27 protein-coding genes are annotated in these 22,224 nt (G+C 33.8%); 9 read left to right on the forward strand and 18 right to left on the reverse strand.

The window, feature by feature from the left end; translation table 11 throughout:
• Positions 1-49: 49 nt before the first annotated feature.
• A complete protein-coding gene (locus EZS29_RS01510; protein ID WP_130605844.1) occupies positions 50-901 on the reverse strand; it encodes an OmpA/MotB family protein in 852 nt (283 codons plus the stop codon).
• A complete protein-coding gene (locus EZS29_RS01515) occupies positions 901-1,644 on the reverse strand; it encodes a motility protein A (RefSeq protein ID WP_172603713.1) in 744 nt (247 codons plus the stop codon). Before EZS29_RS01515 ends, EZS29_RS01510 begins: the two co-directional genes overlap by 1 nt.
• Before the next feature lie 260 nt (positions 1,645-1,904).
• Here EZS29_RS01515 and EZS29_RS01520 point away from each other — a divergent pair, with 260 nt between their 5' ends.
• The 5 genes from EZS29_RS01520 (at position 1,905) to EZS29_RS01540 (ending at position 6,504) form a co-directional block, all read left to right on the forward strand.
• Positions 1,905-2,303 (forward strand): PilZ domain-containing protein, encoded by a 399-nt coding sequence (locus EZS29_RS01520; protein WP_130605848.1) that lies wholly within the window; start codon positions 1,905-1,907, stop codon positions 2,301-2,303.
• A 600-nt stretch (positions 2,304-2,903) separates the two neighbouring features.
• On the forward strand, positions 2,904-3,503 hold the full coding sequence (locus tag EZS29_RS01525) for a helix-turn-helix transcriptional regulator (protein WP_130605850.1): 600 nt from the start codon (positions 2,904-2,906) through the stop codon (positions 3,501-3,503).
• Positions 3,504-3,505: 2 nt separating this feature from the next.
• The gene (locus tag EZS29_RS01530) at positions 3,506-4,630 is read left to right on the forward strand and encodes an aminotransferase class I/II-fold pyridoxal phosphate-dependent enzyme (protein ID WP_130605852.1); all 1,125 of its coding nucleotides are present in this window, start codon (positions 3,506-3,508) and stop codon (positions 4,628-4,630) included.
• Complete coding sequence (locus EZS29_RS01535) at positions 4,630-5,589, forward strand: Rossmann-fold NAD(P)-binding domain-containing protein (protein WP_130605854.1); 960 nt, start codon at positions 4,630-4,632, stop codon at positions 5,587-5,589. Before EZS29_RS01530 ends, EZS29_RS01535 begins: the two co-directional genes overlap by 1 nt.
• A 606-nt stretch (positions 5,590-6,195) precedes the next feature.
• Complete coding sequence (locus EZS29_RS01540; RefSeq protein WP_130605856.1) at positions 6,196-6,504, forward strand: SemiSWEET family sugar transporter; 309 nt, start codon at positions 6,196-6,198, stop codon at positions 6,502-6,504.
• Positions 6,505-6,635: 131 nt separating this feature from the next.
• On the opposite strand, the gene EZS29_RS15815 is transcribed toward EZS29_RS01540, so the two are convergent.
• Positions 6,636-6,788: a hypothetical protein gene (locus EZS29_RS15815; RefSeq protein WP_172603714.1), complete on the reverse strand. Its 153-nt coding sequence runs from the start codon at positions 6,786-6,788 to the stop codon at positions 6,636-6,638.
• Here EZS29_RS15815 and EZS29_RS15820 point away from each other — a divergent pair.
• Entirely contained in the window at positions 6,776-6,931 is a 156-nt protein-coding gene (locus EZS29_RS15820; protein WP_172603715.1) for a hypothetical protein, read from the forward strand. The genes EZS29_RS15815 and EZS29_RS15820 overlap by 13 nt on opposite strands.
• Here the strand turns inward: EZS29_RS15820 and EZS29_RS01545 are convergent.
• The 11 genes from EZS29_RS01545 to EZS29_RS01595 all read right to left on the reverse strand — a co-directional run bounded on the left by EZS29_RS01545 (position 6,923) and on the right by EZS29_RS01595 (position 14,372).
• Complete coding sequence (locus tag EZS29_RS01545; RefSeq protein WP_172603716.1) at positions 6,923-7,744, reverse strand: UDP-2,3-diacylglucosamine diphosphatase; 822 nt, start codon at positions 7,742-7,744, stop codon at positions 6,923-6,925. The genes EZS29_RS15820 and EZS29_RS01545 overlap by 9 nt on opposite strands.
• Complete coding sequence (locus tag EZS29_RS01550; RefSeq protein WP_172603717.1) at positions 7,741-8,085, reverse strand: RNHCP domain-containing protein; 345 nt, start codon at positions 8,083-8,085, stop codon at positions 7,741-7,743. The genes EZS29_RS01545 and EZS29_RS01550 overlap by 4 nt, the downstream gene beginning before the upstream one ends.
• Positions 8,085-8,684, reverse strand: coding sequence for a TlpA family protein disulfide reductase (locus EZS29_RS01555; RefSeq protein ID WP_130605862.1), 600 nt, complete (start codon positions 8,682-8,684; stop codon positions 8,085-8,087). Before EZS29_RS01555 ends, EZS29_RS01550 begins: the two co-directional genes overlap by 1 nt.
• A gap of 1 nt (position 8,685) precedes the next feature.
• Positions 8,686-9,198 (reverse strand): cytochrome c maturation protein CcmE, encoded by a 513-nt coding sequence (locus tag EZS29_RS01560; RefSeq protein WP_130605864.1) that lies wholly within the window; start codon positions 9,196-9,198, stop codon positions 8,686-8,688.
• The gene (locus tag EZS29_RS01565; RefSeq protein ID WP_130605866.1) at positions 9,195-9,389 is read right to left on the reverse strand and encodes a hypothetical protein; all 195 of its coding nucleotides are present in this window, start codon (positions 9,387-9,389) and stop codon (positions 9,195-9,197) included. The genes EZS29_RS01560 and EZS29_RS01565 overlap by 4 nt, the downstream gene beginning before the upstream one ends.
• Positions 9,386-10,099 carry a cytochrome c biogenesis protein CcsA gene (gene ccsA, locus EZS29_RS01570; protein ID WP_130605868.1) on the reverse strand — a complete coding sequence of 238 codons (714 nt, stop codon included), beginning with the start codon at positions 10,097-10,099 and terminating at the stop codon, positions 9,386-9,388. Before ccsA ends, EZS29_RS01565 begins: the two co-directional genes overlap by 4 nt.
• A gap of 3 nt (positions 10,100-10,102) precedes the next feature.
• Complete coding sequence (locus EZS29_RS01575) at positions 10,103-10,831, reverse strand: heme exporter protein CcmB (RefSeq protein WP_130605870.1); 729 nt, start codon at positions 10,829-10,831, stop codon at positions 10,103-10,105.
• A complete protein-coding gene (locus tag EZS29_RS01580; RefSeq protein WP_130605872.1) occupies positions 10,832-11,509 on the reverse strand; it encodes an ABC transporter ATP-binding protein in 678 nt (225 codons plus the stop codon).
• A gap of 9 nt (positions 11,510-11,518) precedes the next feature.
• The gene (locus EZS29_RS01585; RefSeq protein ID WP_130605874.1) at positions 11,519-12,205 is read right to left on the reverse strand and encodes a Crp/Fnr family transcriptional regulator; all 687 of its coding nucleotides are present in this window, start codon (positions 12,203-12,205) and stop codon (positions 11,519-11,521) included.
• A 1-nt stretch (position 12,206) separates the two neighbouring features.
• On the reverse strand, positions 12,207-13,703 hold the full coding sequence (dacB, locus tag EZS29_RS01590; protein WP_130605876.1) for a D-alanyl-D-alanine carboxypeptidase/D-alanyl-D-alanine endopeptidase: 1,497 nt from the start codon (positions 13,701-13,703) through the stop codon (positions 12,207-12,209).
• Between the two features lie 84 nt (positions 13,704-13,787).
• The gene (locus EZS29_RS01595) at positions 13,788-14,372 is read right to left on the reverse strand and encodes a peroxiredoxin (protein ID WP_130605878.1); all 585 of its coding nucleotides are present in this window, start codon (positions 14,370-14,372) and stop codon (positions 13,788-13,790) included.
• Positions 14,373-14,648: 276 nt separating this feature from the next.
• On the opposite strand from EZS29_RS01595, the gene pgsA reads away from it, so the two are divergent.
• On the forward strand, positions 14,649-15,287 hold the full coding sequence (gene pgsA, locus EZS29_RS01600) for a CDP-diacylglycerol--glycerol-3-phosphate 3-phosphatidyltransferase (RefSeq protein WP_216678699.1): 639 nt from the start codon (positions 14,649-14,651) through the stop codon (positions 15,285-15,287).
• Here the strand turns inward: pgsA and EZS29_RS01605 are convergent, their stop codons facing one another.
• From EZS29_RS01605 to EZS29_RS01620, 4 genes are all read right to left on the reverse strand, one after another.
• Entirely contained in the window at positions 15,288-16,133 is an 846-nt protein-coding gene (locus EZS29_RS01605) for a PilZ domain-containing protein (protein WP_130605882.1), read from the reverse strand. It abuts the gene before it with no gap.
• A gap of 87 nt (positions 16,134-16,220) precedes the next feature.
• Complete coding sequence (gene htpG, locus EZS29_RS01610; RefSeq protein ID WP_130605884.1) at positions 16,221-18,101, reverse strand: molecular chaperone HtpG; 1,881 nt, start codon at positions 18,099-18,101, stop codon at positions 16,221-16,223.
• Between the two features lie 133 nt (positions 18,102-18,234).
• The gene (locus EZS29_RS01615; protein ID WP_130605886.1) at positions 18,235-19,209 is read right to left on the reverse strand and encodes a small ribosomal subunit Rsm22 family protein; all 975 of its coding nucleotides are present in this window, start codon (positions 19,207-19,209) and stop codon (positions 18,235-18,237) included.
• A 64-nt stretch (positions 19,210-19,273) separates the two neighbouring features.
• Complete coding sequence (locus EZS29_RS01620) at positions 19,274-19,522, reverse strand: hypothetical protein (RefSeq protein ID WP_130605888.1); 249 nt, start codon at positions 19,520-19,522, stop codon at positions 19,274-19,276.
• Between the two features lie 97 nt (positions 19,523-19,619).
• On the opposite strand from EZS29_RS01620, the gene EZS29_RS01625 reads away from it, so the two are divergent.
• Together EZS29_RS01625 and hemN are read left to right on the forward strand one after the other, a co-directional pair.
• Complete coding sequence (locus EZS29_RS01625; RefSeq protein ID WP_130605890.1) at positions 19,620-20,255, forward strand: YkgJ family cysteine cluster protein; 636 nt, start codon at positions 19,620-19,622, stop codon at positions 20,253-20,255.
• A 107-nt stretch (positions 20,256-20,362) separates the two neighbouring features.
• Positions 20,363-21,721, forward strand: coding sequence for an oxygen-independent coproporphyrinogen III oxidase (hemN, locus tag EZS29_RS01630; RefSeq protein ID WP_130605892.1), 1,359 nt, complete (start codon positions 20,363-20,365; stop codon positions 21,719-21,721).
• The last annotated feature ends 503 nt before the right edge of the window (positions 21,722-22,224 follow it).

Here is a 22,224-nt window from a genome sequence, read left to right on the forward strand (position 1 = left end):
CAATCCCTGAATCTATATTATATAACTCAGTTTGACCCATGCTCAAACATTATTCTTTGGTAGATTTTTCACCATTGCCGAGTTGCTCATCTGGGGGAATATAGTCCGTGGGGTTATCGTATAAAATCTTTAAATCGACCCGCCGATTGAGCGCGCGATTTTCCGCTGAATCGTTCTCAGACAAGGGGCGAGTTTCTGCAAATCCAGCAGGATAAACACTGCCAACAGGAAAAAGTTTTGTACTGATTAAAAATTTAGTCACTGTGGTTGCTCTTAGGGTGCTCAATTCCCAGTTTGACATGCCATTACGCTCATAGGGAATATTGTCTGTATGCCCTTCGACCCTAATAACTCTGCCAATTCCTTTAAGAACCTCTGCAACTGATTGGATTATTTTATAGGCTTCGGGTGTGAGAGTGTATTCGCCAGGTTTAAAAAGGATTCTTGCCAACAGCGTTATACGTATGCCTTCAGGATCTCGCGCCACATAAATAACTCTATCCACAGGTTTTTTAGCACTGTCTGGAAATTGTTTTGTTCCATATAAGCGTTCCGATAATTTTTGCTCAACATTTCTTGCCTGAGCTGAGATAATTGCAGCTCTTTCACGAATAATTTTTTGCAGAATTTGTTCACGACTGGTATTGCCTTTGATGTAGCGAAAAATTCCTTCAGTAGCTGTTGGCCCCCGCGGAATCGTTCCCTCTTCCTTGGGGATTTCCTCCTTTATACCAAAGGCTGTTTGCATGGATTCTGTGACTTGCTTGACTTTTGAAGTGTTAACGATAGCAATTGCATATAAAACCACGAAAAGAGCAAACAGAAGTGTCATCATGTCAGCAAAAGCGACAAGCCAGCGTTCATGGTTTTCAAATTCGGGGCATTTCTTTTTCTTTGGCATTAGTGATGAACCATTCCATGCAAGCGTTCAACAAGAACTTTCGGCGCTGTGCCTTGGGCGATCCCTATAATTCCTGTTGCAACCATTTCTCTAAAAACTTTTTTATGATGACACATTCTTTTTATTTTTTTTCCAGCAGGCAAAGCAAATAAGTTTGCAAGTGCAACCCCATATAGTGTTGCGATAAATGCAGTTTTAATTCCCGGACCAATTTCAGGGGGGTTATCAAGGTTAAGCATGACCACCATGAGACCGAGAACGGCGCCAAGAATTCCGATCGTTGGAGCAAAAGCTCCCATGTCTTCCCAGAATTTTGCAGCTATTTCTTCTTCTTCGTACATCATATCAATTTCAGAAAGTAATATATTTTCAATGATTTGGGCTTCAGTGTTCATCGAGACCATTTCAATGCCTTTTTTCATCAAAGGATCTTCAAGTTTGTCTATCTCTTTTTCCAAGGCTAGGACGCCATCTTTACGAGCCATTTGTGCGAGACGTTCAATTGCAGAAATCGCTCCCTCGGAATCCATTTTAGGTCCATTCAAAAAGAGACCAAGCGATTTAAAAGAGAAAACAACATCCTTCATCGGATAAGCGGTCATAACGGCAGCGATAGCACCAACTCCCACGATCATGGCAGCAGACCCGCCCCATAACATTCCAGGTGAAAGGCCTTTTAAGACAGCAGTCCCTATGACAGCGACTCCGCCTAGAATTGGTCCTATAATACTCGAAAGTTCCATATCAAAACCTCGTGTTTTGAATCCAAATTTAAAGATTTCAAGCATAAGAGTTTGAGATCTGGTTCTATTTTAGAGGGATAAAATTTCAAATAGTAATTGAATTTTTGACATTTAAGACAGTTCTTGCCGCTCTTTAGCTAGGGCTAATAAATAGGTTTTATTTTTTAAAATTAATCATAAGGTTTCTATTTTTCTCCTCAGAATCGAGACATTTTTGCCGATCAAAACTGTGTTCAAGCTTTCTAATTCTCGGAGTTCATATGACAGATTCATCTGGAGTTGAAAATAGAGCTCATCAACGCTTCACGAGCAAGGCAATCGTTCAGATTATTGCTGATGAAGATACATCTGCTGTCATGGGAACGATAAATAATATTTCTGCGGGTGGAGTTAGTTTGAATTTAGAGGTCGATAATATTAAACGTGGATATAAAGTGGGTTGTTTTGTTACTTTTGAAATGCCTGTTAGAATGTTTGGTATTGATTCAGAAGATAAATTAACATTAAAAGCAGAAATAAAAAGAGCGACTAATTTAGGGAAAACAATTTCCTGTCAATTTCAAAATTTAAAAGACTCTGAAATTGCAGTCTTGAATAAAGGGCTTCGAATACTTGAAGTCGTTAATAAAATATCGACTAAAAAAGCGCAGCAGAATTGATTTTTTGCAGGAAAAAGTAAATACAGTTTATTAAGGTGTGCTCACAATCGACGAAGATTAAATGATTCTTGCTTTTCTTCCCGCAAAAGTTAGAATACTAGGTCAAAAGATTGAGTGAAACATTTTGAAAACGATGATGACAAATCAATACGATTAGTTCTTAGTTCTTAGATCTTTGCTGAAACTATTAAAAAAAATAAGACTTTAAATATAGTTAGGATTAAAATGGAACATTTTCTTTGAAATTTCGAAAATGATCTCATTAGAGAGTTCTTCAGTCTGAGTTGATTCATATACAAAAGTATTTATTAAATTAAAAGCATAAAAAGCGATAAAATTCTGAATGAACAAATCTACTTTTAAAAAAAAACTGACGGTAAATTTTTGTTATGAGTGATACCTTAAACTATTTAAGTTTTTTGGGATGGCGCAATATTTAATATTAATTAAAAAACTCAATATTCATAAAGTGACCTTGGCGGCGGATGTGTTTTAAGTTTAATACAATATTATAAGTATTTTATTGGTATTTTGAATTTGAATATAAAAAATATTGACAAAAAAATATAATTTAGACTATAAAGTATAAAAGGAGGGGGTATGTACAATCAATATCTCAATTTTGCTAAGGCAATGGAATTACTTTTTTACCCACAACTTGAAGTCGTTATTCATGATATTATTACTAAAAAAATAATTTATTTAGGTAATAGTTTTTCAAATCGAGATGTTGGAGATGATTCTGTGTTAGATGACATTTCATTTGAAAAATCAAAAAGTATCATTGGACCCTATGAGAAAATAAATTTTGATGGAAAAGTGTTAAAATCAATTAGCATCGTAATTGAAGAAAAAAATAAGCCAAAATTCTTAATGTGTCTAAATTTTGATATTTCTGTCTTAAATAATTTAGCAAATACGATTGAACTATTTATTGGAAAATCTAGTTATGAGAAGTCAGAAAGTTTTATTTTTAAAGATGATTGGAGAGAAAAAATTCATGTCTATGTCAATGAAAATCTTAAATCAAAAGGAAAAATATTAAATTCTATAAATAAAGAAGAAAAAAAAGAATTGATATTGGATCTTCAAAAAAAAGGTGCTTTTAAAGGCAAAAACTCTAAAGAGTATATAGCAAAAATATTAAAATTATCAAGAGCAACAATTTATAATTATTTAAATGAAAAAGAAGAGAAGTAAATATGAAGTTACCACTTTTTAAATTAGAGGATTATTTATCTGAAAGAGAATTTTCGTCAGATATTATGTTTTCTGGATCTGATATGGAAGCATTTTTGATGCAGGATATCCTCAAATTAGCTAAATCTGAGATCCTAGATATTTGGAATAATTTAAAATTAAGTTATACTTATCCTTTAGGGAATCCGCTTTTATTAGATGAGTTGAATAAAAAATATCAACTGAATAATTGCTCTGAAAATATATGTACATTTTCAGGAGCAGAAGAAGGAATTTATGCTGCATTAAATTCAATCTTGAATAAAGATGATCATGTTATTATTTTTTCGCCTTGCTACCAATCATTAAAAGAAATTCCCAATAATATTTGTGAAGTAAGTGAAGTACAGTTAAAATTTTTAAATAACAAGTGTTTCTTTGATATCTCAGAAGTTTCAAGATTAATAAAACCAAATACTAAAATGATTATTTTTAATTTTCCACATAATCCTTCAGGGACAATAATCTCAAAAGAAGAATTAAAATATTTAATCGATTTATCTAGAAAACATGGCCTATATATTTTTTCAGATGAAGTCTATCGTGGTTTAGAGGTGAATCATAGTGATCAACTTCCTTATATTGCCTCCGAGTATGAAAAAGGAATTAGCTTAGGAGTTATGTCAAAATCCTATGGAATGCCTGGCTTAAGGATTGGCTGGTTAGCTATGCAGGATAAAAAATTATTAAAAAAAATTTCAAATATGAAACATTATTTATCTATATGTAACAGTGCACCAAGTGAAATTTTAGCTTTAATATCTTTGCAAAATGAAGACCATATTTACTCAAGAAATTTATCTATTCTTAATAATAATTTAAAATTAATTTCCACTTTTTTTAAAGAGCATGATTCTGTCTTTGAATGGTATCCTCCAAAGGGTGGTTGTATTGCATTTCCGAAGTTAAAACTAAAGCGTCCAGTGTATGATTTTTGTGAGGAATTAAGAATAAAAGAACACATTGTATTGTTACCAGGTGATATTTTTGATCATAGCCACAATCATTTTAGAGTTGGTTTTGGTCGATTGAATATGCCTGAAGCATTGTCTCGCTTAAAAAGATATATTCAAACGGAAAAATTATAATGAAAATAATTTCATTGGATGATATAAAAAAGTGTTTTAATTTTAATAATATGCTTCATGAAATAGAGAATTCTTTTGTTCAATATTCAAATTCAAATGTTTTATCTGCACCAATTTCACAATTTAAATTTGAAAATATTGCTGCAGATATTCATATTAAGTCAGGAATGATAAGAGAAGATAAATATTATTTTGTTAAAATTGCTTCAGGATTTTATGATAATTGGAAAAGTTCTATTTCAAATAGCCAAGGAGTTATAGTTGTTATAAATGCAAAAACTGGTAGACCTGAAATTATTCTTGATGATCAAGGATATTTGACAGATATTAGAACTGCTCTTGCTGGTATCGTTTGCGCTAAATATTTAGCCCCTAGATCCATTAGTGAAGTTGGAATTTTTGGATATGGGATTCAGTCTTATTTGCAAGCAAAATTCTTAAAAATTCAATTCCCAACTTTAAAAAATCTGTTTTTATATGGCCGTAGCATAGATAAAATGGAAAAATTAAAAAATAAGTATCAAGAATTAGGTTACACTGTGCATTTGTCTAATCATGTCGAATATGTTGCAAATAACTGCAAATTATTAGTGACAACGACACCTTCAACAATTCCATATTTATTTGGAGATTGTATTAAAGCAGGGACGCATATAACAGCGATCGGTGCAGATGACACTCATAAGCAAGAATTAGATATTTCTGTATTCAAAAAAGCTAATCATATATTTGTTGATTCAATTGACCAAAGCAACAAATTATCTGCTTGTTTTCATGCCTTAAGAGAGGACGATTTGTATAAAAATAATATCTATGAAATAGGAAATTTTGTTTCTAATTTAAACTCATTTAAAAGAGAGAAAAATAATATAACAATTTCTTTTTTAACAGGTCTTGCTGCGCAAGATATTGCCATTTCAAAATTTATTTTAAAAAATATTTACGATAATGTCCTATAGAAAATAATTTATTAAATTATTTAATTTGCTCAGTAAGATGAAATCAGCAAAAAATCGTTAAGAACTAGTGATATTTTAATTTAAATAATAAAATTGGCATTCTGTCCTTCTTGGGTAAGGTTTTTATGATTTAGTTTATGATATACAAAAAGACTTATCCTGAATCTTTTTCACTGCTGATCTAGTTTAATTGGAATGTATGTTCGAACTACATGTCTTCTATTCCCTTTCCAATCTAACTTTTACCGTTCTTTGCTCTGCCCTAACTGATTTGATTGATGTCCCATTAACTCAAGGAGTGATTCAATTCGTGCTAAAATATTATTGAAATTTTTCAAAAAACTACATGTAAATTTCACTCTGTACATCCAACTTTAAGAGATTTCTATACTTTTAATATGAATGATAGTTATTTTCATCTCATATTGTAATATTCTTAAGAGATTATTTGATAAGTTGATTTAAAACAGCTGGATGCTACGATTAAAAAAATACATTGCTAAAAAAAAAGAAAAGGTTTATTCATTATTGTTTAAAAGTGATTTTTTCTTAAAATACAAGACAGATTTATAAGATCAATTTTTGCTTAGTAAGGATAAAATTATTATGGCAATCGATGATTTATCAAATATAATAGGCTATGCTGCTGCATTTTTAACAACATTTTCTTTTTTGCCTCAAGCCATTAAAACCATAAAAACGCGTTGTACATCGGGTATTTCGGTTCTCATGTATTGTCTTTTTACTTCAGGGATATTTCTATGGCTTGTCTATGGGATTTTGAAAGAAGATCCTATTATTATTTCTGCAAATGCAGTTACATTTGCTTTTTCATTTACTATTTTAATTATTGCTGCTATAAATCTTAGGAAGAAAAATAAAGTTGAATCTGAAAGTTTATTGTTAAATAAATAAACTTGAGTTAATTTCTTTTGGGTAAAATCATTATAAGGCTGACCAATGTAAGTACTTCCGATATTTAAATTTATTGAAATATAAACTAAATATAAAAAGGCAAAGTTCTTTGTCGTGAAGGAAGTGCTATATTAAAAATATTTTATAAAGCAATTAAAATGCACTCTTGGCTTGCTCTCATTGCGTGTGCTTTTGTACTCACATCCATTGGCAACGGTCTGACCTCTATCACCGTGTTTGCGGAGCATCTGCGCAGGCTTTGCGGTTACAAATGATTGTGACATGTGTAGCACCTTTGAGTGCTGGTTTTCTAGCCGATAGATGGGGAGCATTCAGTGCATTGATTCTTTTTTCAGGAATAGGACTTATCTTTGCAGGAATTGTTCTCTTTTTAAATAAGAATGCGATTAAAGCCCAATCAGTTTAAGAGATATTCTTCTTGGGTTTTATCACTTAGGAATATTCTTTCTGAAACACCCTCTTTATTAAAGTATAAATAACTGGGGGCAGAAAACCAATCAGGCCCTACAAGCAATAAAGTTTGTTTATAATATTGTTCGGTATAAACATGTATGTGACCAATTATAAGAATACTGATCGTTTTTTGGAATTGATTTTTATAATTTATATAAAACTTATCTAGGCATGTTTTAAGAAAGGAAAGTTGAAGTTTGCGATAAGAATCTTGCGCGCGACTTATTTTTGCATAACGTGAAAATAGGAAGTGCATAAAGAGCCCAGCAATAAGAAACGAAGTGAGTTTTTGAAAGAATTTACCTTTAACGATACTTCTAAATTTTAAGTATTTTTCTGGGCAAATGAGATCATCCCCATGGCGTAACATCATTTTACCAGCGCGTCTGTGGAGAAATTCAATTGTTATATCGCCATAATCCGTAAAATAAGAGTCCAGCTTTTGTGAGCGAAAATGTTCAAAACCGAAATCATGATTGCCCTCTACGAAATAAACCTGAATGCCATTGTCTTTTAGCAGTTTGAATTTTTCAAAGACTTCGCTCCACATTTCGAGAAAGAAATTTTTAGATGCTGCGATAAAATCAAAAATATCACCCAAAAGAAATAGGGCTTCCGTTTTGTCTTTTTCTTCATTTTTATTTTTCATTAAAATATCATCGAGGGTTTTTAAAAATAATTTTGTTGTTGCATCTTTCGGATCGCGTAAATGCACATCGGAAATAACTATAAAGCTTTTAACTGGATTTATGTTTAAATTTCTCACGACTTTACCTTTGTCACGCTGCTTAATTTTAATAACTCACTCAAGTTATCTGCTTGATACGAGTCATGCTCTAAGAATTTATTTACTTTTTCAAGACCACAGCTCTCACACTGGTAATGAATCATATAGCCTTTTTTCTTATGCTGTGACCACGCTATGGGTCTTAATTTTCCTTTGCATTCTGCAGCTCTATCCCCTGGATTGATGTCGACATGAATGCTAAATAAACAATTGGGGCAGTGATCACGGCACGTGCTTTGCGCTTGTGGAACAAGAGCTCCGCAGTTTTGACAAGGGAAAGATTCATTTATTTTTGTAAATACAGGATTGCTTATGGACATTAAGAGGTACTTCTTACAGTGATGATAGCTTGAGTGGCTTCTTCTTGGGTTGCAGTAGGATTTTGCTCGAGCCATTTCATAAAATTAAATATTAAATTTTTACTGATTTGCCCAGCCACTCTGTATCTAACTTTTCCATTTGGATCGATAAAAAAAGTTTCTGGTGTGCCAGTCACGCCATAGCGAACAGAAATAAGACCTTTGCTATCTTGCAATACTGGGAATGATTGACCATAATTCTGTTGCCAGTTGAGAATGGAATTTTTGTCATCCTGAATATTGATACTCACAAAAGTGATTTTATCATGCTCTATTTCTTTATAAAAACTTTCTATTTCTGGAGCTTCACTGCGGCAAACAATACAGTAAGAGGACCAAAAGTTAAGAATAACCCAATTGCCTTTTTTTAAAATATCATTTGAGTTAATTTTGTCACCATTGGTTTTTTCGCCGAAAAATTCTGGAGCAGTTTTACCTATGAGCTGACTTGGCGTAAAATTTGGATCTTGCTTCAAGGAATAAATCATAAGGGACATAAAAATAAGAACAATAATACCAGAAAAAATCAAAGTTTTTTTATTTGTCTTTTTTGTTTTCATACTAATGACTCTTTGCTTGAGTTTTAATTTCAGTACCCGCGATTTTTTGATCTTTTAAAATACTATCAAGTAATTTTGCTTCTTTAAGCTTTGTATGATCTTCTTTGGTGTCATAAACTTCACTGTGTTTGACCATCAGTAAATTGGCTTGGATAAGATTGTCTTTTTTTAACATGCCTGTTTTTGAATAAAGTTTTCCTTCAACAACAACACCTTGTCCTTCTTTAAAAAGATCTGGAGGAATTCCTTTGTAATGGACATTAAAATCGTGGCCTTCTAAATCGGTGATTTGGAAATTTAAATCATTGGTTTGGGCATCCCATGTTTTTGTCCCTTTTTGCACAAGACCTGACACACGAAATAGTTTTCCTTCAAACTTTAAAGGATTTGCATAGACTTCTGCTGGAGTAAAAAAAGTAACAGTGGATTCACTGCGTGTGGCTTGATAGGTGATTAGCCCTAAAGATCCCACTACGATTAAAATTCCAGCGATTTGGCCTCCATTTAATTTCATTTTTTATTCTCCTCAAAAGGAGGGTTTTTACAATTGTTATCTTGAAAAAAACCTTCTTCATTCATATCTTTTAATGATTTATTCCGAGATGATATAGATAATATCACATAAATAACTAAGCTGAGAGCAACTACAATATAGGACGAATAAACAAAAATTTGCCAGCCAATGTTTCCATAACTTTCGCTCATTGCTCACCCCTCACATATTCTAATGTTTCTTTAGCAGAAATGGCTTGTCTTCTTATTTTGTAAATCGCTATGCTTAATAGAAACATCGCAACAAAATTAAAAAATAAAACAAGCGTGATATCTGTAGAAACATTTTTGGATTTTTCAACAAATGTCTGTGGCTGATGAACGGAGCGCCATAAATTAACACTGTAATAAACGATGGGGACATTGACAGCGCTTAAGATGGAAACAATTGCAGAAACATTTCTTCTTGTGCGCAGATCGGGAGTAAAATGTCTAAGAACCAGATATCCACAGCACACTAAAAACATAACAAGGCTCGAAGTGAGGCGTGGATCCCAATCCCACCAAACTCCCCAAGTTGGCTTCCCCCAAACACTGCCTGTAACGAGCATAAGAATGGAAAAAAGTGTGCCAAGTTCGATAGCGGTGTGACTGCTGCGATCAAAGACTTCGCATTTTTGTGGCTTTATAAGGGTTAAAATTGCAAAAAATGCACTGATAAATACCCAAAAAAAAGCACACCAGGCAACAGGAACATGCACAAAAATAATACGGTAAACATTCCCTTGATCGGTGTCTGTGCCAATGAAGAATAATGCTAAATACCATCCAATTAACTGCATAAGTGTAAATAGAATAAGTAAATAATTCCATCTTTTGATGGGTTTTGTAATTTCTATCGGGATTTTATTTTCAATAATCATATTTTATTCCTGCAGCAGTACATTGCTTAGAACAAAGCCAAGAGCTGTAAAAAGAATCGGATAAGCAGAAAGAATCGTCCACCAAGCCGATGAACTAAATGCACCTAAGAGCACATTGTCTCCGATCTGCAATGACAAAGAAACTGCCGCAAGTAAAAGACCGCTTTGTAAAGGGAAAAAAAGCATGGGCTGTAAGATTTCTTTTGCAAGACTTCGAGCGGTTAAGCAAGAGACAAGCGCACCTAAACTCGCAGTCCCAAGATTAAAAATCAAGCTTACGGGAACAATAGTTTTTAAAAGCTCAATTAAGATTGAAGATTGAACATTGTAGAGGATAACCCATAAAAAAGTGACAGGTATTTGTAGACTTAAAATTTGTAAGGATGTGAAGGATATTTTCCCTGCTAGCAGAGCAGCTCTCGGGATGCGGGAAGAGAGCAAGTAATCGAGTGCGTAGGATTCTTGTTCAGGTGAAAACATGCGGCCGATTACAAGGGCGGCAATGAATTCATTTATAATCCAAAGTGAGCCAATTTGCACATCATTGCGCTGTAATGCTTCTGTGCCTAAACCAAAGGGAAATAAAATAAGTAAACAACCTGCAAATAATAAAGTTCCAAACCATGATGCTTTTCTCACCCAAATAGATCGACAACTTATTTTATTAATAAAGATGAAATAAGAAAACCAATTTGAAAAATCGATTTTCTTAATATTATAGTTTGTCTTCATTTATAAGAGTTCCCTTACCGTTTTTTTTAAAATACTTGGTTTCGGAATATAGTTTTCAAGTGGAATTTTTTCTTGGCACCATTGTATGAGTTTCTCATCATGGGTTGCAATTAAAATAGAACTTTTATTTTCTTTGGATAATTCATGGAATATTTGAATGCAAAGGTTTATCCCTGCTTGATCTAGGCCGTTGGTAGGTTCGTCTGCAAAAATAATATTTGGTTTTATTAAATAAAGAGAAGCTAAACTCAAACGTCGTTTTTGTCCTGTGGAAAGAGTTCTGACGCTTTGCTTTTCTCTGCCTTGTAAACCAACTTTTGCTAAAGCTTTTTCATATTCTTGCAGGGGGAGTTTTAGATTATACGTTTCTGTATAAAATTCTAAATTCCAAAGAACGCTGTGATCCATTAACATCGAAGGAATATTTGTTAAAAAGACGGCATAATGTTCATTTTTGATCAGATTTTCTGGCCAAAGCTCCTCTCCCATCACAACGATTTTTCCTTTGTATGGTCGCGAAATCCCAGCAAGCACTCTGAGCAAAGATGTCTTCCCGCAACCATTTGGTCCGGTGAGGGCTATGACTTGCTCAGAGTGAAGCTTTAAGGAAAAAGAAGAAATGAGTGTGCTATATCCTGCCCTTATTTCGATATTTTCACATGCAAGGTAACAAGGCATGAATTTTTTTTATCTTTCTTCAGCTTCATTTTGCAATGAATTTGTATCGAGAATTGTGAATGCAGATCCTTGAGTTTCCATTATTCCCGATTGTTTAAAATCTGCGATTGCACGGCTCACAGTTTCAGGAGTGACATCGGCAAGCTCAGCTATATCTCTACGATTGAGAGGTGGTTCAAAAGTTTGCGCACCTTCATCTGCAAATAAATTGTAGAGTTCAAATATGACAGAAGCAACTCGATTTTTGGCAGGCCTATAAAGATCTGATTCAATTCTTTTTTCAAGACGGGCTAATTCATTACAAAATATTTTCATAAACTGCAGAGAAACCGCAGGACTTCTTTGTATTAAATCGATCACAATCGTTTTTTCAATGGAAAACACTTCACTGTCTTTAAGAGCAACTGAGGTTCTCCCGTATTTGAACTCACCAAAGACTTCTCGGATACCCACGATTTGACCCGCTCTGACAATGCGGGTGATGACACTTTCACCTTCTTGGCTTTCTCTTACTATTTTTAAACATCCATTTGCGACTCCATAAATAGAGCGAGGAGTGTCACCCGATATAAAAAGATTTTGCCCTTTTTTAAGGCGAATAACTGAGGAGTTTTCTTGGAACTTTATGAGATCATCTTCTTGTAATGAAGGGAAGAGTCTTCTTAAGGTAAACGTTCCCTTAGTTTTTTTATCCATTTTAGAGCTCCGATGGCAAAACCCTTGCAAGGTCCGAGTCTATAGCGTCTCGTAAGTGTTTAATCTCAATTTGTGGTTTAGATTTAGTTCCGTTTGCTATAATTGCAAAAGCAACCCATTCACCATTCCGCAGGCGACTATAGCCCCCAAGCGCATTTACACTGACTGGCTCGCTGAGGGTGCCTGTTTTGGCTCTTAACCTCTCCTGAAGAAATTTTTCAGAAGATGTTTGAAATCTTTTTTTTAACGTTCCTTCATCACCAGGTATAGGTAATGCAGAAAGAAACGCTGGAAAATCTCTACCATTAAAATACATTCGATCCAAGACACAAATAATATCTCGTGCAGAGAGTCGATTATTTGGTGTTAAACCACTTCCACTTTCCATGACAATAGGAGAATTATTATTTTTAATTTCACCCCATGGAGAATCTTTGTAAGCATTCCTAACATAATTCTCTAATATTTTCCCACCCTCAACTAAATTTCCTTTACCTTGAGAAGCATTTTCATTTAGTAAATTAAGAGTTAACATATCAGCAATAAAATTATTACTCACTTGGAATAATCCTTTGAGTTGCCAATCGAGGGGAAATCCTTCAACTTCAGCAATTAATACATCATTTTTTGAAATAGGCTTAGACTCTATTGCAATCTTTCCATTTAATTGAACACCGGAGCTTTTAATAAATGCTTTTAATGTTTCTCCAGCATAAATTTCTGCATTGGAGATAGATCTATAAATGCGTTTAGTTGTGTTGCCAAAAGGAATTGAACCTGAAATTGTGAAAATATCTTTACCATTTGATGATGATCTTGAAACCGAAATTTGTGGGGCTGAATTTTCTTTTTCAGTTATAACTTTGCCAATAATTTTAACATTATCCATCGGAAACGGTTCGATGGATATAGATGCTGCTTGACCAATTTTTTGTGCTGGATTTACTACTAAAGCAAGAACACTAAAATTTATAGCAGCAGACGATAATGGTGAATCATAAGCATTTCTACTTTTGACCTTCCCTGAGCTCCTATTTTGATCTTCTTTTATCAAACCAAAAATAGAATTATTTATGATTAAATTTCCTGTTACTTTTTTAATTCCATAACGATAAACATCTGTAGCTAAAAACCAAATCTTTTCGTTGGTAAAGGATGGATCACCAGAACCGTAGAAAATAAGATCTCCATTTAAAACTCCATTTTGCAATTGACCACGCATATAAATTTGTGACTTAAATGTTTTATTTGATCCCCATGTCTCAAGTGCTTGTGCTGCAAGAATAAGTTTAGATGTAGAAGCTGGAGAAAGTCTTTTGTCAGGATTCATTTCTGCAATGATATCTTTATTGTTTAATCGCATTACCATTGCACTTATTTGTACGCCCTCTTTTTCCAATTTACTCAATTGTGGAAATGTTGGATCAATTGCATAAATTTGCTTAAAATAAAAAACATCTACTAATGTTAAAACAAATATGAATATTATTTTTTTCATAAAATCCCTTTTAATATTAAAAAACTCTTTAGAGAGTTATCCCTAAAGAGTTTATTTTATCTGAATGGAATAGTTAAGAATAGATTAGTGCTTGGAAAGATATCCACTCACACCATCTTTGGTTGCTTTCATCGCTTCCTTTCCTTTGTTCCAATTAGCTGGGCAAACTTCTCCATGCGCTTCATTGTGTTGAAGCGCATCGACAAGGCGCAATGCTTCATCGACATTGCGGCCAAGTGGAAGGTCGTTGACTAATTGGTGACGAACAACTCCAGATTTATCAATTAAGAAAAGACCGCGATATGCAACTCCTCCATCGCTTAACACGTCATAATCACGTGCAATAGTGCGATGGATATCAGAAAGAAGTGGATATTGAACGCCTTGAATACCACCTTTATTTTTTGGTGTGTTGAGCCAAGCGAAGTGTGAAAACTTACTGTCAATACTACAACCTAAAACTTCAACATCACGTTTTGCAAATTCGTCAATTTTTTCTTGAAAAGCATGCAACTCTGTTGGGCAAACAAAAGTGAAGTCAAGAGGATAGAAAAAGAGAACGACGTATTTTTTACCTTTGTAATCGGATAAAGAAACTTCATTAAAATCACCGTTAACAACGGCTTCTGCTTTAAAATTTGGAGCCTGACGGCCAACTAAAACACTCATTAAAACCCCCTTTAGGTAAATATAATTTGAGAACTTGAGAGGACTTGTTTGCCTCATTGCAACAGACTATACCGACACGATCTATTGTCAAGGTAATGACTTTAGTGGATAACTTTTGATGTTATCTCAGAAAATTCAATGAGAGACTTGAAAATCATCGCGTAGCAATGCACAACATTGAGAGATGGGAATATCCCATAGTGATACCTCTTTTTGCTTTTCTGCTTGTTTGTGAGGTTAGTCTTGATCTTTGCTCATTTTAAAAAAAAGAGGCAGTTGCAGTTTGATAACAATGGAAAACCAGAAAACTTACCAAACTGGCTTAAAAAACTACCAAATAGACTGACTTATCTTAGAATTCTCTGTATTCCAATTGTTGTTTATTTAATGTCCATGGGAGAGGTTGCGCCAAGCGCTTCACATTTTTTTATTATCCAACCCATAACGCCGAGTGCGAGTGATATTGCTGCTGCCATAGTTTTTTCTATTGCTGCTATCACGGATTTTTTTGATGGTTGGATTGCCCGTAAATTCCGTGTAGAAACAGTGCTAGGTAAACTCTTGGATCCTCTCGCGGATAAGCTTCTCGTTGTTTCTGCAATGATTATTTTGGTTGAAAAACATCGAATGGATGGTGTAATCGCTGTGATAATTATTGTTCGTGACTTAGGGATAAATGCTATTCGACTTTCTGCGATCGATGAAGGCATTCAAATCCCTTCCAATTTTATTGGAAAAACAAAGACGACATTTCAAGATATCGGTATTGTAGGTTTAACAGTCTGTGGTCCACTTTTGTTTATCCCATTTCATTACATAGGCCAAGCTTTTATTTTGCTAGCTTTAGCAGCAAGCGTCTTAAGTGCAGGGCAATATTTATTTAATTATGCAATGCAATTGAAAAAAATTAAATAATTAATTTTCTCCTACATTAATAATCGTTTGTTTTTGTGCAATTCTAATCATATTCATTCTGCGAGTGACTAATTCTAAAATATTCATGAGCAGTTCAAGTTGCATCTGTGTGATGTGTTCGATTGAACATCCGACTCTTTTGCCATCGATAGAAATGCGTCTTACTTTACCGGATATAGGTAAAAACTCTCCATATTGTGGATGAAATATTTTAAATTCTGCAAGCGGGACTGTGATTTTAACCTGCTCATTCTTTCTGAATATTTCATCATCTTTTAAAATAATACCAAATCCAACTAAACTGATATCGCTCAACATGACTATTAATTCTTCATTTGAATTGAGTCTGAAAATTTTTATAGGTAAACCAATTGAAAATCTTCTTGCTCTTCTTCCTAATGTGGCTGCTGCTCGCTTTAATTTTTTACAGATTTCTACGAAATCGATTGGTTCATGAAAATAATCATCGAATTCTTCATATAAATAAAGCTTTTCTCGATATTCTTGAATGAGAGCTTTATCATCTTTTGCAATAAAAAAAATGGGGCATTTTTTTCTTTTTTTACATTCCACTGCAAAATCTATTGAGGTTTTATCGTCATTAAATAGTGATGAGTCTATAAAAACGATTTCAATATTTTTAACTAATAAAGCTTTTAATCCTTCATTTGGATCTTCAAAACGAATCATTATGAAATCGGAAACTGCAGTTTGAATTGCTTTCTCTATAGTACGAATCCGTGTTTCATCTTCTTTTTTTAATGAAAAAAGAAACAAAATATATTTTTTCTTTTTTTTGGGCTGAACATCGAATATCGATTTGCCTTCGGCATCAAAGACTTCCATAAAAAAAGCTCCCTAAGATTATTCAATCTAAGATTATGAATAATTAGGGAGCTTTTCACTCATTTAGGTAAACATTTCCTTTAGGAATTATTTGCCAGAAGCCATTTCCATGATTTTTGTCAAACGTTTAGCAAATGTACCGGGATTTTTAACAGGACTGCCTTCAGATAAAAGGGCTGTTTCATAAAGAACTTCAACCCATTCATTTAAAGTTGTTTCTTCTGTGCCTTTGTTTTTTCTCTCTGCTAAATTTTTAATAAGAGAGTGTGCTGGATTAATTTCGAGAATACGCTTGCTTTCGCCAAAGCTCTGTCCCGATGCTTTCATAATTCGTTCCATTTGAGCGGACATTCCGTTTTCATCGGCAACTAAGCAGCAAGCACTTTCGCGTAATCTCTTTGAAATTTTTACTTCCTTAATGTCGTTTGCAAGTTTTGTGCGGAAGAGATCGATTAAGCCAACAAGTTGTTCTGCTGGTGCTTCTTCACTTTTCTTTTCATCTTCAGACTCTTTGCCAATACCTGTGAGATCGATTTCACCTTTGTGGATAGGTTTTAGGTTGTATTCACCATGTTTTGCATAGCTCATAATAAACCACTCATCGATAGGGTCGATTAAGAAGAGAACCTCGATTCCGCGTGAGGTGAGCGCTTCAAGATGTGGACTGCGTTCAACGGCGTCAAAACTGGAGCCAGTTAAATAATAGATTTCTCTTTGAGCGTCAGCTCTTCTTTCAATGTATTCTTTAAATGAAACATAACCGTCTTTACCAGTTTTTGATGATTTAAAGCGGACAAGTTCGCTCAAAGCTTCATGTTGTTCGTGATCAAAATGGAAGCCTTCTTTAAGAACGGCGCCAAAGACTTTGTAAAAGTTCAAATATTTTTCATTGTCATTTTGTGAAAGATTTTGAAGAGCTGTAAGAACTTTTTTAACAACTTGTTTTTTTATTTGCGGTAATTTATTATTTTGTTGTAAAATCTCTCTTGAAACATTCAATGGGAGTTCGTCTGTTTCTACAACACCGGCAACAAATCTTAAATATTCGGGCAATAACTCTTTGCATTTTTCAGAAATAGATACACGTTTTACATATAAATGTAGGCCATGATTATCGCGTGTGTAGAGATCGAATGGTGCTTCTGATGGAACAAAAACGACTGCATTGAAAGGAACGAGTCCTTCGACACTCATATGTTCCCAAAGAAGTGGTTCACGCCAATCCATGGAAATTTGTTTGTATAGTTCTTGGTAATCTTCTGTTTTGTTTTCACGTTTATTACGTGCCCACACAGGAGTTGATTTATTGAGTCTGTTTTCTTCAACTTTGCCATCTTTTGTTTCTGCTAAATAAATAGGGTATGTTACGTAATCACTATACTTTTTGACAATGCTACGAATACGCCAATCATCGGCAAATTCTTTTTCTTCTTCTTTTAATTCAAGAGTTATTTTCGTTCCGCGTGTTTCTTTATCGCACTCCTCAATTGTGTACGAACCATCTCCAGTTGATACCCATTTATGAGCACTTCCTCCATGAGCTGAAAGGCTTTCTACGGTTATTTTACTTGCAACCATAAAGGCTGAGTAAAATCCTACACCAAATTGACCGATTAAATTGGAATCTTTTTTATCTTGTTCTGAAAGTTTTTCAAGAAATTTTTTAGTACCAGAGTTTGCAATGGTTCCTAAATTATTCATAATTTCTTCTTTACTCATACCTAAACCATTGTCTTCAATGATTAAAATATGTTTTTCTTTGTCGGAACTTATTGATATAGAGTTTTCTTTTTCGGATTTTATTAAGTTGTGATTGGTAATTTCTTCAAAACGAAGCTTGTCAACAGCATCGCTTGCGTTAGATATAAGTTCTCTTAAAAAGATTTCTTTATTTGAGTAAAGCGAGTGAACCATGAGATTCATAAGTTGTTGGGTTTCAGCCTGAAATGAATGAACTTCTTTCGTCATGAGCGACCTCTTTTGTTGATTAATAAAATTAATTTCACTGAACTTTCCATTCAACGAAATTCTTTACATTCAATAAAGTAAGCGCCCTTCGTGACTCGTCAATACCTCTCATACAACTGATATGCTTTTATATTTAAGGCGTGGGCTCCCAAGGATCTCCCCATGCAGATTTTTTTGCTTTCTTGTAAAGATTTCCATCTTTTTTAGAGTATATTTTTTGTTCAAAGCCATTTTCATTACACAAATGCAGTTTCAAATGACCAGATTTTATTTCAGGATTACGGACTATTCTGGCTGAGGAAACCAGATTTTTTTCTTTAGAAACAATAAGATAAGAGAATTTTTCATCCTCGTATCCACGCTCGCCTTCTTTTAGAAAGCGGTGGAGAGTTGAGCGCTGAATACGTTCGCTAAAATGGCACCAATCTTGTTGTGTAACGGCTGGGCATTCTTTCTGATGGGTGCATGGAGCCACTATATGTGCCTTTTGCTCTATCAGCCAGGAACGTGCTTCATGCAGAGAAGAAAAGGCTTCTTTACTCCCAGGATCGATAAGAACCAGTGAGTGATTGGTTTTTTCCCAGAGGCTTTGCAAGATTTTCAATTTAGAAGATTTGGGAAACTCATTAAATGAGTAAGAGGCGATGACTAAATCATATTTATCAGGTGTTTTAAGAGCCACTTCGACAGATTCTGATATCCAATGGGCACTTTTGAATCGAGGATTGTTATACGCCATTCTTTTACCCAAAGAAAGCATTTCAGATTCGCGTTCTATTAAAGTGAATTGAGATACTTTGGGAAAGTGTTCTGCCACTGCCCATGTGGCTGTTCCTGGCCCTGCGCCAACATCGAGCATAGAAGTGACTCGATCTTGCAAATCCTCGTGTATTTCTTCCAAAACACGGGAGATTGCTCCATATGTAGCAGGCATACGTGCTGCTATATAGGCAATTCTTTTTTCCGCGGAGTTCAAAGAATTGTTTATTTGTTTACGATTGGTTCGGTAGAGATCTGTGAGTTCTGCGTATGCCTTTTGCAGTTGAGATTGAGAGAATTTTGCGACTTCTTCAGCTAAAGCCTGCGATAAATGATCGGGAATTGACATATTAAATTATCCTGAAAAAGTCTTTATAAAAATCTTGTAATCGCTTTTGGTGAATACAAGATTTTTACTTTTTCACTTCTTTGCTGACTTTGTCAATCACCTCGCCAGCGGCTTCTTTTGCTGTGTTTTCAGAAGTTTTTGCGCCAGAAGAGACTTTTTCTTTCACCCATTTTACAGGCCGTGTGTCGACAATATGGCTATAGCAAAAGTTAAAAAAGCGACGCCCTTCGCCTAGGGGGATGGAAAAAATGAAGAGCCAAATAAGTCCGACAAAAAGAAAAGCGATAAGTTTCTTGAGAAATTTTTTAAACATCTTGACTTCCTTTATATCTAGTCATTATTTTATCATACATAAAAGTTGAGTAAATGTTTCAGCTTTTATGTATGCACATTAAAGGACCAATTTTACAATGAATAATTGCTTAGCAAAAGAACTTCAGCCATTAGTGAATCTCCAAGAAAATAGCTCGAATTTTTTCAATAAATTTCAAGATAAGTTCTTTAATAATATGCAGTGTAAATCGGGGTGCTCTAAATGCTGTTACGTTGATATTTCTATTTTTGAAGTTGAAGCAAAATCGATAATAGAGTGGGTCAAGTTTTTGACGCCAAATAAAAAAAAAGAATTGCTTACAACTTTAGAGTCTTCAGCATCTCCAGAAAAACAGAATACCTTAGGTAAAAAAAATAAACCATGCTCTTTTTTACGTAATGATATTTGCACAATATATGAAGTTCGGCCAACAATTTGTCGCACTCAAGGACTTCCTTTGCAATATAAAGTCTCTGATGTAAAAAATCAAGTTCAACTCGCAGTCGATGTTTGCCCATTGAATTTTACAGAAGAGAATTCTTTGCCGGATAGAGCAGATTGGCTTGATTTAGATCGTTTAAATGCACTGCAGAGTATTGCAGAAAATTTTTATCAGAAAAATAAAAAAACAGATTTAGAAAATGCAATTAATTTAAAAAATAAACAAGGCAGAGTTACTTTAAAAAAACTTGAGCAGTTTTTGCTTAATGCTTTGAAATCAAACTCAATTTAGAAAGGCAAAATTAGATTTTATTCACTTTTTTCTACCCATTTACTAAATTTTTGATATATCTATTTTATAGACTGTCTCAACTTAACTGAGATTAAGGAGTTTATCATATGGATATTAATAATAATTTATTTCAGAAATACGATCAACCGCTGCCGAGATATACGAGTTATCCAACATATCCGCATTGGGAAAAAAAATTTAGTTACGACAAATTTATCTCTTTAATCGATAATTATGTTGATATAAAAACGAATTCCCAAATTTCAATATATATTCATCTGCCTTTTTGTGAGAAATTATGTCATTTTTGCGGTTGCAATAAGGTTATAACTAAAAATCATAAGCTAGAGCTCCCCTATTTGCAGGCAGTTTTAAAAGAATGGCAGATTTATAAGAGAATTTTACCTAAAAATATTAAGATTAAAGAACTTCATTTGGGTGGAGGAACTCCCACATTTTTTTCACCTGAGAATTTAAATTATTTTTTGCAAAATCTTTTTGATGGGGTTGAAATTGAAAATGAACATGACTTTAGTGTTGAAGCACATCCAGGTGTCACAACAAAAAGTCATTTAGATATTCTAAAATCAAATGGCTTCAACCGCTTGAGTTTAGGTGTCCAAGATTTCAATAACGAAGTTCAGCAAATAATTGGACGAGAACAGACAGAGGATGATGTTAAATTTTGTACAGAATATGCTAGGGAAATTGGATTTAAATCAGTTAATTTTGATTTAATTTATGGCCTACCTTTACAAAATGTTCAGACTATTAAAGAAACATTTAGAATTGTTGCAAAACTAAAGCCTGACCGCATTGCATTTTATAGCTATGCCCATTTGCCTTCTATAAAACCCAGTCAAATGAAACTTGATTTAAGTGATAGGCCGCTTGGGTTAGCTAAATATGAAATATATAAGACTGGATATGATATCTTAGGCAAGAATGGTTATATCGATCTGGGCTACGATCACTTTGCTTTGAAATCAGATAGCCTCTATGAGGCTTTTACACAAAAAAGACTGCATAGAAATTTTATGGGATATACTGTCCAAAATACTCCGACTCTCATAGGTCTTGGAGTCTCTGCAATAAGTGATTACAATGGATTTTATGTGCAAAATAAAAAATCTATTCAGGAATATTTACAATCTATTTCATTAAATAAACTTGAGTATGAAGCGGGTTATTGCTTAAATTCTATAGACAGAATAATGAAAAATCATATTTTAAACTTGTCTTGTTATAGAAATACCTCTCTTGCTGATGATAATATTCCAAATGATGTAAAAGAAGGTATATTAAATAATCTTTTACCACTCTTATCAGATGATCTTATTCGAATAAAAAATGATATTCTGGAAGTTTTACCGAAAGGTGTGCCTTTTCTTCGCAATATTTGTGCTTGCTTTGATTTAAATTTACAGAAAAATAAGATTAAAAACAAGTTTAGTCAAAGTGTTTGAAGTTTACTGTTTGTTAGTTTTTGCATATTTGTGTGAAAATTCTATTTTAACAAAATAAAAGAGACTTCAAGTTTTATTTGAAGTCTCTTTTAGGGGTTATTTGCTCGCTTGAAGACCAGAAGGTAATTACTTACCGCCTGTTCTCATTGCGCGACGACGTCTGAGCAATCTTCTTTTTTTACGACCAACTTTACGACGACCTTTTGGATGCTTGCGACGATGACGTGATCCGTGCACACCAACCTCCTAAAATAATTAAAATAAAAGTTAAAACAAGAAAAACACAGTCTTAAGGCTCTTCCTTTTATAGAAAAGCTAGAAGCATGGCAATATCATCTGTCTTTATAATTTGCAAGTGAAATTTTCTTAGAAAGAAACTTGTTTGTAGTTATTGAAAATGAGTCAATAGCCAAATAAACGAAGGTTATTTAGAATGCTTGGGCTTTTCTCTTTTGCATGTTAGGGGTGAGATTGCTCACATGTTTCTTGTGTTAATCTTGTTT

It is taken from the genome of Fluviispira sanaruensis, assembly GCF_004295685.1.
GTDB classification, from domain to species: Bacteria; Bdellovibrionota_B; Oligoflexia; order Silvanigrellales; family Silvanigrellaceae; genus Silvanigrella; species Silvanigrella sanaruensis.

Coding starts and splice junctions, on each gene's coding strand:
- EZS29_RS01555 (WP_130605862.1), bottom strand. CDS start 8,684: ATGAAAACAAAAAAGACAAATAAAAAAACTTTGATTTTTTCTGGTATT.
- EZS29_RS01605 (WP_130605882.1), bottom strand. CDS start 16,133: ATGGAAGTCTTTGATGCCGAAGGCAAATCGATATTCGATGTTCAGCCC.
- EZS29_RS01560 (WP_130605864.1), bottom strand. CDS start 9,198: ATGAAATTAAATGGAGGCCAAATCGCTGGAATTTTAATCGTAGTGGGA.
- EZS29_RS15815 (WP_172603714.1), bottom strand. CDS start 6,788: ATGTCACAATCATTTGTAACCGCAAAGCCTGCGCAGATGCTCCGCAAA.
- hemN (WP_130605892.1), top strand. CDS start 20,363: ATGGATATTAATAATAATTTATTTCAGAAATACGATCAACCGCTGCCG.
- EZS29_RS01565 (WP_130605866.1), bottom strand. CDS start 9,389: ATGAGCGAAAGTTATGGAAACATTGGCTGGCAAATTTTTGTTTATTCG.
- EZS29_RS01515 (WP_172603713.1), bottom strand. CDS start 1,644: ATGGAACTTTCGAGTATTATAGGACCAATTCTAGGCGGAGTCGCTGTC.
- EZS29_RS01585 (WP_130605874.1), bottom strand. CDS start 12,205: ATGGATAAAAAAACTAAGGGAACGTTTACCTTAAGAAGACTCTTCCCT.
- EZS29_RS01520 (WP_130605848.1), top strand. CDS start 1,905: ATGACAGATTCATCTGGAGTTGAAAATAGAGCTCATCAACGCTTCACG.
- htpG (WP_130605884.1), bottom strand. CDS start 18,101: ATGACGAAAGAAGTTCATTCATTTCAGGCTGAAACCCAACAACTTATG.
- EZS29_RS15820 (WP_172603715.1), top strand. CDS start 6,776: ATGATTGTGACATGTGTAGCACCTTTGAGTGCTGGTTTTCTAGCCGAT.
- EZS29_RS01525 (WP_130605850.1), top strand. CDS start 2,904: ATGTACAATCAATATCTCAATTTTGCTAAGGCAATGGAATTACTTTTT.
- EZS29_RS01510 (WP_130605844.1), bottom strand. CDS start 901: ATGCCAAAGAAAAAGAAATGCCCCGAATTTGAAAACCATGAACGCTGG.
- EZS29_RS01595 (WP_130605878.1), bottom strand. CDS start 14,372: ATGAGTGTTTTAGTTGGCCGTCAGGCTCCAAATTTTAAAGCAGAAGCC.
- EZS29_RS01550 (WP_172603717.1), bottom strand. CDS start 8,085: ATGTCCATAAGCAATCCTGTATTTACAAAAATAAATGAATCTTTCCCT.
- EZS29_RS01530 (WP_130605852.1), top strand. CDS start 3,506: ATGAAGTTACCACTTTTTAAATTAGAGGATTATTTATCTGAAAGAGAA.
- EZS29_RS01620 (WP_130605888.1), bottom strand. CDS start 19,522: ATGTTTAAAAAATTTCTCAAGAAACTTATCGCTTTTCTTTTTGTCGGA.
- dacB (WP_130605876.1), bottom strand. CDS start 13,703: ATGAAAAAAATAATATTCATATTTGTTTTAACATTAGTAGATGTTTTT.
- EZS29_RS01575 (WP_130605870.1), bottom strand. CDS start 10,831: ATGAAGACAAACTATAATATTAAGAAAATCGATTTTTCAAATTGGTTT.
- EZS29_RS01535 (WP_130605854.1), top strand. CDS start 4,630: ATGAAAATAATTTCATTGGATGATATAAAAAAGTGTTTTAATTTTAAT.
- EZS29_RS01625 (WP_130605890.1), top strand. CDS start 19,620: ATGAATAATTGCTTAGCAAAAGAACTTCAGCCATTAGTGAATCTCCAA.
- EZS29_RS01540 (WP_130605856.1), top strand. CDS start 6,196: ATGGCAATCGATGATTTATCAAATATAATAGGCTATGCTGCTGCATTT.
- EZS29_RS01615 (WP_130605886.1), bottom strand. CDS start 19,209: ATGTCAATTCCCGATCATTTATCGCAGGCTTTAGCTGAAGAAGTCGCA.
- ccsA (WP_130605868.1), bottom strand. CDS start 10,099: ATGATTATTGAAAATAAAATCCCGATAGAAATTACAAAACCCATCAAA.
- EZS29_RS01580 (WP_130605872.1), bottom strand. CDS start 11,509: ATGCCTTGTTACCTTGCATGTGAAAATATCGAAATAAGGGCAGGATAT.